This window comes from Chloroflexota bacterium (genome assembly GCA_018648225.1).
Taxonomy (GTDB): domain Bacteria; phylum Chloroflexota; class Anaerolineae; order Anaerolineales; family UBA11858; genus NIOZ-UU35.
In genome coordinates, this window is sequence record JABGRQ010000129.1 from 1 (window position 1) to 7,585 (window position 7,585).

The following is a 7,585-nucleotide window of genomic DNA, read 5'->3' on the forward strand; positions in this document are numbered from 1 at the left end:
TTGTATAAAGCCTCTCATTTTTGCAAGCACATGTTCCAACGCGGGAATTCGCGTGCGGCATACGCACCATCCCCCTGATTGTGGATAACCACCACGGAGATTACAAGAGGCCAAAGACCCCAAACTGCATGAAGTCTGGGTTTGGCGTATAATTAATAAACCGAGATATTTCCACTCACCTCATAATTGCACAAACGGAGAAACCATGTCTACAGCCAGCAGCGCCATCTATTTACAAAGACACCAACTACTCAACAGAGAACTCCAAAAACAAAATCTGGATGCCATCGCCCTGAATCCCGGCCCCAGCTTGCCCTACCTGACCGGGTTGCACTTTCACATGAGTGAACGTCCGGTAATCGTATTCTTCAGCCAAAATAACGCCCCGGTGATCGTATTACCTCAACTCGAGACACTAAAACTTGAAGGGCTTGCCTACGAAATTCAGGCTTTCCCGTATGGCGAAAACCCCGCCCAATGGATCGAAGCCTTTCAAAGCGCAATCCAGGCCGCGGAACTGGAAAAAGCCCGTATCGGCGTGGAGCCGCGCGCCCTGCGCGTATTAGAACTTAATTTACTAGAACATGCCGCGCCTCAGGCCCAGTTCATCCCCGGGGAGGCCTGCGTTTCAGCCCTGCGCATGAAGAAGGATACCGCCGAAGTAGACGCCATGCGCACAGCCGCAGAAATCGCCCAAAATGCACTCCAGGCCACACTCCCGATGATTAAACCTGGCATCACCGAGCGCCAGATTGCCGCCGAACTCACCCAGCAACTATTGCAACATGGTTCAGACGCGCGTATGCCGTTCACACCCATAGTATCGGGCGGCCCCAACAGCGCTAACCCCCATGCTGCGCCCAGCGACCGCCCCCTTGCACTTGGCGATCTTCTGGTGATTGATTGGGGCGCAAATGTGAATGGCTATTTCTCAGACATCACGCGCACATTTGCTATCGGCTCGGTAGAACCAGAACTGGCTCATATTGCCGATATTGTGCTGCAAGCCAACACCGCCGGACGCGAAATTGCCCGTCCCGGCCTACCTGCGGGCGCCATTGACAACGCCGCCCGCGCCGTCATTGAAGAAGCCGGGTACGGCGAATATTTCACTCATCGCACCGGCCACGGCCTCGGGTTGGAAGGCCATGAAGACCCCTATATTCGCGGCGACAATACTCAATTGCTGGAAGTCGGCATGAGTTTTACCATCGAGCCGGGCATCTACCTGCCGGGGCGCGGCGGTGTGCGCATCGAAGATGATGTTGTTGTTACGACCGATGGCATTGAAAGCTTATCCACTTTGCCCCGCAAACTCAAAACACTGGAGGTGTAATCGTGTCCATGTGGATCGTTCTTCTTGTGGCAAGCATCGTCATTCTCATCCTCATCGGAATTGTGATTGCCATACAGAACCAGCAAATTGGAAGAACTAGCCGAACATCTTTCTTTCAGGAATATTCGGCTGATTTTCCCAAAAACTTGCAACAAGAAATTCTGGCTCTATTGCAACGCGGGCGCAAAATCGAGGCCATCAAAGCCTTTCGCATTGCCACAAATGTAGGGCTAAAAGAAGCCAAAGAAGCAGTAGAAGCCATTGAACGCGGCGAAAGTCCCCACTACCAGCCACCTCCGCCCATCCCAACAGCTAACTGGCGCCCCCAAATTGATGAAATGCTACGGCAAAACCGGAAAATCGAAGCGATCAAAGTTTACCGCCAGGCAACCAATTCCGGTTTGAAAGATGCCAAAGACGCAGTAGATGCGATTGAAAAGGAGCTGCTCAACCCATGATTATCCCAACAGCAGAACCCTTCTTTTTGCCCGGAGGTCCCGTCGGCTGCCTGCTGGTTCACGGCTTCACCGGAACTCCCAAAGAAATGCGCTGGATGGGGGAATATTTGGCCGAAAAGGGATTCTCCGTTTTAGGGATTCGCCTGGCCGGACACGCCACCTCGCTCGAAGATATGCTGCGCGCCCGTTGGGGGGATTGGCTAACCTCAGTGGAAGAGGGCTGGCACACCCTGAGCGGATACTGCGACCAAACCGTGATCCTGGGGCTTTCAATGGGCGGGGTGCTGTCGCTGCTTTTCTCCACGCTGAAGCCCGTCACCGGCGTTGTGGCGATGTCTACACCCTACGCACTGCCGCCAGACCCGCGCCTGCGCTTTTTGCACTGGCTGCACTGGATTCAACCCATTGCGCCACATGCAGAAGAATCGGATTGGGTGGATAGCGAAGCCGAAGCCGTGCATACCAGTTATGGCGCTTACCCCAGCCGCTCGATCATCGAATTCAGAGATTTGCTGGCCGAAATGCGCGCTGCCCTACCTGCTGTAAAAGCCCCCGTTTTGCTGATGCACTCTCGCAGCGATGGCGGCGTCAGCCCTGAGAGTATGCCCAAAATTTATGCGGAGCTGGGCACTGAAGATAAAGAAATGCTCTGGCTCGAAAATAGTGGGCATGTCATCACCCGTGATGCTGCCCGGCAGCAAGTTTTTACCGCCGCCGAAGCTTTCATCCGCCGGGTTACGGCAAAATAGAGATAAAAAAGTAACATTCCGACCGCCGGGAGGAATACTCATAACGAAACATGACTTCTTTCCGTTGGCACATATTTTCGAAACGTCTTAGGGATTTCTCGCCGCTGGCTCGAAATCACAGAAAAAGTATCCAGAAATAGATTCACCCAATGAAAAAACATCCTGCTACCTTTCTATTGCTCATACTATTTATCACCAGTCTGGCCTGTGGCGGCACAACACCCACACAAAGCACAATGGCCCCAGCACAATTCGAAACTGTCGTCGCGGAAACTGTGGCCGCGCTGGACGCGCCTGACACACCCGCGCCCGCCGTGGAACCAACCAACACCAACCAGCCAGCCCCGACGCCGACCAGCGAACCAACATCGCCACCGCCAAACATCACCCCGCCCCCGGTGTGCGAACCAGCACACCCCGGCGCGCAGAATATTCCCATGCCAATTGGCTTTGCTGCCAGCGTGAATACCTTGAGCGTGGAGTTTTTCAATACCGATGGCGTTTCCCTGGGCAACAAACAAACCCCCGGCATGACCTGGCTCGACCCCGATCAACTTCATCTGGGCGGAGGCTACAACAACGGATTATCTGCTATGATGCTGGTATATTACAGCCTTGAAAATAACGGCACACTGAAATCTAGCGAGAATGGCACAGTGAATCCACTGCGCCCGCTCCCCAATTTTGTGACGCTCACCGGCGGCGCGGGCACATCGCTGCTGGCGTTCAGCACTAATGAAATCGACATGTCGCCCGATACTGGCGGCTGGGTGAGTGAGCTTTACGCCGGAGACGCCGAAGCCATTAACGGAGCAGTGCCCATGCTCACCCGCTCGGAGGGCGATGGTTTTGTTATATTCCCACTGGCGGTATATAGCAAAGGGGGCATCGGGCAAGGTGTATGGTATACGCTCTCGATGTGGGGCGTGGGCAATATCAATTTTGCGCCCTATAACGGGCTATATTATTTTGATTTCTTCAGCGGCCAAAGCACAGAATATCTACCCTTTACGGATCGTTTGGCGGGCATCTCACCCGATCAGACGTATATTGCTTATCTCCCAGAGATGGGCGGCCAACCCGGGGGGCCGGGCAACAGCCTGACTATCCGGAATCAACTCGATTGCCAGGAAGTGAATATCCCCTTCCATGGCAGCACCAACCTGGGGGGTGGGATGGTCTTATTTGCGCCAGATCATCAACGCCTAGCCTGGTTGGAGGCCTATGGCCCATCCAGCATGGAAGCACAAATGCGGCTGCGCGTGGCGCGGGCAGATGGCAGTATTATTGTGGATGCAGAAAACGCCCAATTATCTGGCCTCGCTGGAGGGATCGTTCCAGTCTATGTGCAACCCGCCGGGTGGTTGGCGAATCACGTTTTGCTACTGGAAGTGGGTTTGCCCGGCATTGATGCGCCCAGCATTGTGAAGTGGGCGCCAGACCCGGCGATGGCAATTGATCCCGCATTGGGCGCTAACCAAAGCGCCCCTCTGGCAAATGGCATTGTAGGGGGCTTTCTGTATCCCTGATGAACCGAGATCTGATATTCATGGCCCTGGCCCTCTTCACCTGGGGTGTTGGAGAGGGCGCTTATTATATTTTTCAACCCATCTATCTAAAAGAATTGGGTGCTTCACCGCTTGAAATTGGCACGATTCTGGGCGCAGTGGGGATTGCCATGGGCGCGGCGCATATCCCCGCCGGGTATCTTTCAGACCGGGTTGGGCGGCGCGTGATGATGTGGGCATCGTGGATTTTGGGGTTGCTATCGGCCTGGCTGATGGCATTGGCAAACTCGCTACCAGTTTTCGTTACGGGAATGGTCTTATACGGCATTACGGCTTTCGTGATGACTCCCATGAACAGCTATGTCACCGCAGCCAGTGGCAAACTCTCGCCAGGACGGGCACTGACGATGATCTCGGCAGCGTATAACCTGGGCGCATTCATGGGGCCATTTATCGGCGGCTATATTGGCGATCACTTCGGTCTGCAAAAAACCTATCTTTTCGCGGCAAGTATCTTTGTGGTTTCAAATTTGCTCATTTTTAACCTGCGCCCGCAACCAGTTTTGCCCCGGGAACCCGGCACGGTGAAAATTTTGCTCCAGAATCGCGCCTATTGGGCTTACTTGGGGATTATCCTGATTGTGTTTTTTGCCTTGTACCTGCCCCAGCCGCTTACCCCCAACTTTATGCAAGATATTCATAGTTTATCCTATAGCGAGGTCGGCCTGGCAGGTTCGGCTGGCAGCCTGGGTAATGTAATCATCAATTTAGTTTTTGGATCGCTCAACCCGCATTTGGGGTTTTTAATTGGGCAGATTACAATGGCGTTGGCGGCGTTCGTTTTTTGGCAAGCTGCTGGCCTGCCCTGGTTTATGCTGGCCTACTTCCTGATGGGCGGCTACCGGCTTGCCCGCGCAATGGCCATCGCACAAATCCGCACGGTGATAAACCCCGTCAATATGGGATTGGCCTTTGGCATCACCGAGACATTTTCATCTTTTTCGTTGATACTTGTGCCTCCCATCGCGGGAATGATCTATACCTGGCAGCCTGTGGGTATATATCCGATCGCGATTTTACTGACAGTTTTTGCTATACTTATCAGTATACGTTTTTCCCCGCGTTCGCATCACAATTAGAAAATAGCGCGCGATCCCATTCAGAAGCTTGTTAGCCACACAAACTGGAGGACAGCATGGAAACGATTTTATTTCTACAACAACTTGGTGATTGGCTCACCCCGGTGATGAAATTTTTTACAGTATTAGGCGATGAGGAATTCTATCTGCTCATCATGCCTGCCATCTACTGGTGTTTTGATACCCTCATGGGCACACGCCTGGCCCTGATGCTAGTCGTTACGACCGGAACAAACAGCATCTTAAAACTCGCCTTCCATTCCCCGCGGCCCTTCTGGGTTTCAGGTGAAGTGCGTGCTTTTACTGGCGAAACTTCCTTTGGCATCCCTTCGGGCCACGCCCAAAACGCCACCACGCTGTGGGGCACCTGGGCCTCGTCGATAAAAAAACGCTGGGCATGGTATCTGGCGCTATTTTTTGCAGCCATGATCGGTATCTCGCGGCTCTATATGGGCGTACACTTCCCCATCGACGTGCTTTCAGGCTGGCTGGTCGGCGCGCTGCTTTTGTGGATTTTCATCCGATTAGAAAAACCGGTCGGCCACAGGATTAAAAGTCAATCAACTCTCCGGCAGATTCTCATCATTCTGGGAATCGGCGCGGCAATCCTGCTGATCGGAAATTTGATGATTGCCAGCCTCGCCAACTGGCAAATTCCGGCTGAATGGGTCGAAAATGCCACCCAGGCCGGAGCTGCCCCCGAACCGCTCAGCCGAGATGGCATCACGACTGCCGCGGGGGTCTTTCTGGGACTCGCTCTGGGGTTGATTCTGATTAAACGCCGTGGCGGATTCAGCCCCAAAGGGCCAGCCGTGCAGCGCGTTCTGCGCTATCTGCTCGGCATAGTCGGCACCCTCGCAATCTGGGCCGGATTGAAAGCCGTATTCCCTTCCGGCGAAACGCTGCTCCCCCAAGCCTTACGTCTGTTACGCTACGCGCTGATCGGCTTCTGGGTGACGGCTGGGGCACCACTAGTTTTCCTGGCGCTCAAACTGGCAACTCCGCCGGAGAAAAAGCAAAAATCATTGCGTTCCCGCCGCGCTCGATAATAAAAAAACGGCCAGACACATGCCCAAAACAAATCTCGAAATCTCGCTTAAAACTGCGCGGCGTTTTTCGCTGGTGCATCAGCGCCTCTATCCACCGCGGAAGTTGTGCGGAAAAGCGGGCGTGCTGGAATTCATCCGCCATGCCGGCAGCATCCAGTTTGACCCGATTAACGTCGTAGGGCGCAACCCCGATCTGGTGCTGCAATCACGTGTGCGCGATTACCGCCCCCAAATGCTCGATGAATTGCTCTATAATGAGTGTCAACTGCTCGATGGATGGGATAAAATGGCCGCCATCTACTGCGTTGAAGATTGGCCCTATTTTGCCCGCCAACGGTCGCGTATGCAAGCTCACTTTGGGGTTCCTTCCGAAATCGTCATGCAGGTTGCCCCGCATATTCTCGAGGAAATCGCGCAGCGCGGCCCACTCAGTTCTCTAGATTTCAAAGACGACGAAAAAACCGACTGGGCCTGGGGGCCAACCAAAATCTCCCGCGCCGGGCTGGAGGGGCTGTATGCTATGGGAAAATTGGGCGTGCATCATCGCGTCAATAACCGCCGCTATTTCGAATATATCGAAAAGCTGCTGCCTGCTACCTTACTCGCCGCACCCGACCCCAACGCAGATGAAGCCGCCTACCAGGAATGGCATATTCTGCGCCGCATGGGTAGTCTGGGGTTGGCGTTACTAAACGCCGGGGAACATTGGCTGGGGATTATCAATATGAAAAGCCCACAGCGCCGGGCCGTTATCAACCGGCTGGTGCAGCGCCGCGAGATTATTCCCGTAACCGTAACCGAAATCCCTGACAAAACTTTTTACCTGCGCGCCCAAGATTTCCCTACGCTAGATAATATACAAAGCGAGACGCCCGAACCGGAAGCTGCTTTCCTGGCGCCACTCGATAATCTATTATGGAATCGCAAGAAAAATAGCTGGCTATTTGATTTCGAATATATCTGGGAAGTCTACAAACCCAAGAAGCAGCGTCAATATGGCTACTATGTTTTACCCATCATCTACGGCGATACATTCATCGCCCGCAGCGATTTTGCTTTTGATAAAAAGAGCAGGCATTTCACACTGCAAAACTGGTGGTGGGAAAACGGCATACAGCCCAACACTCATATTCAACTTGCGTTAAAAACCGCATTGAACGATTTCTTCACCTATCTGGGGGCGCAAAGTTTCGAACTGGGTGAAGCAGTCGCAAATGACACAACACTCCAATGGGCCAAAGATTTTTAAAGGCTTTTTATCACAGAGACACAAAGCACACAAAGAAAAACAGTAGTGTTGCAAGGTAAGTGATTAGTGATAAACTAAGGAGATGATTCAAACAATA

At 53.2% G+C, this 7,585-nt stretch carries 7 protein-coding genes and 1 pseudogene; all 8 read left to right on the forward strand.

Annotated elements, in window-relative coordinates; genetic code table 11:
• The first annotated feature begins 205 nt into the window (after positions 1-205).
• The 8 genes and pseudogenes from HN413_13000 (at position 206) to HN413_13035 (ending at position 7,488) form a co-directional block, all read left to right on the forward strand.
• Positions 206-1,336: an aminopeptidase P family protein gene (locus HN413_13000; GenBank protein MBT3391315.1), complete on the forward strand. Its 1,131-nt coding sequence runs from the start codon at positions 206-208 to the stop codon at positions 1,334-1,336.
• 8 nt (positions 1,337-1,344) lie between these two features.
• Positions 1,345-1,599: pseudogene (locus tag HN413_13005) on the forward strand (hypothetical protein).
• A gap of 75 nt (positions 1,600-1,674) precedes the next feature.
• Positions 1,675-1,794, forward strand: coding sequence for a hypothetical protein (locus HN413_13010; GenBank protein ID MBT3391316.1), 120 nt, complete (start codon positions 1,675-1,677; stop codon positions 1,792-1,794).
• Positions 1,791-2,543 carry an alpha/beta fold hydrolase gene (locus HN413_13015; protein MBT3391317.1) on the forward strand — a complete coding sequence of 251 codons (753 nt, stop codon included), beginning with the start codon at positions 1,791-1,793 and terminating at the stop codon, positions 2,541-2,543. Before HN413_13010 ends, HN413_13015 begins: the two co-directional genes overlap by 4 nt.
• Positions 2,544-2,692: 149 nt before the next feature.
• Entirely contained in the window at positions 2,693-4,072 is a 1,380-nt protein-coding gene (locus tag HN413_13020) for a hypothetical protein (GenBank protein ID MBT3391318.1), read from the forward strand.
• On the forward strand, positions 4,072-5,190 hold the full coding sequence (locus HN413_13025) for an MFS transporter (protein MBT3391319.1): 1,119 nt from the start codon (positions 4,072-4,074) through the stop codon (positions 5,188-5,190). Before HN413_13020 ends, HN413_13025 begins: the two co-directional genes overlap by 1 nt.
• A gap of 56 nt (positions 5,191-5,246) precedes the next feature.
• A complete protein-coding gene (locus HN413_13030) occupies positions 5,247-6,239 on the forward strand; it encodes a phosphatase PAP2 family protein (GenBank protein ID MBT3391320.1) in 993 nt (330 codons plus the stop codon).
• Positions 6,240-6,258: 19 nt separating this feature from the next.
• On the forward strand, positions 6,259-7,488 hold the full coding sequence (locus HN413_13035) for a winged helix-turn-helix domain-containing protein (GenBank protein ID MBT3391321.1): 1,230 nt from the start codon (positions 6,259-6,261) through the stop codon (positions 7,486-7,488).
• The last annotated feature ends 97 nt before the right edge of the window (positions 7,489-7,585 follow it).

What these genes read in the sequence shown, in the direction of transcription:
- HN413_13035 (MBT3391321.1), top strand. Translation starts at nt 6,259, where the DNA reads ATGCCCAAAACAAATCTCGAAATCTCGCTTAAAACTGCGCGGCGTTTT.
- HN413_13025 (MBT3391319.1), top strand. Translation starts at nt 4,072, where the DNA reads ATGAACCGAGATCTGATATTCATGGCCCTGGCCCTCTTCACCTGGGGT.
- HN413_13010 (MBT3391316.1), top strand. Translation starts at nt 1,675, where the DNA reads ATGCTACGGCAAAACCGGAAAATCGAAGCGATCAAAGTTTACCGCCAG.
- HN413_13020 (MBT3391318.1), top strand. Translation starts at nt 2,693, where the DNA reads ATGAAAAAACATCCTGCTACCTTTCTATTGCTCATACTATTTATCACC.
- HN413_13030 (MBT3391320.1), top strand. Translation starts at nt 5,247, where the DNA reads ATGGAAACGATTTTATTTCTACAACAACTTGGTGATTGGCTCACCCCG.
- HN413_13000 (MBT3391315.1), top strand. Translation starts at nt 206, where the DNA reads ATGTCTACAGCCAGCAGCGCCATCTATTTACAAAGACACCAACTACTC.
- HN413_13015 (MBT3391317.1), top strand. Translation starts at nt 1,791, where the DNA reads ATGATTATCCCAACAGCAGAACCCTTCTTTTTGCCCGGAGGTCCCGTC.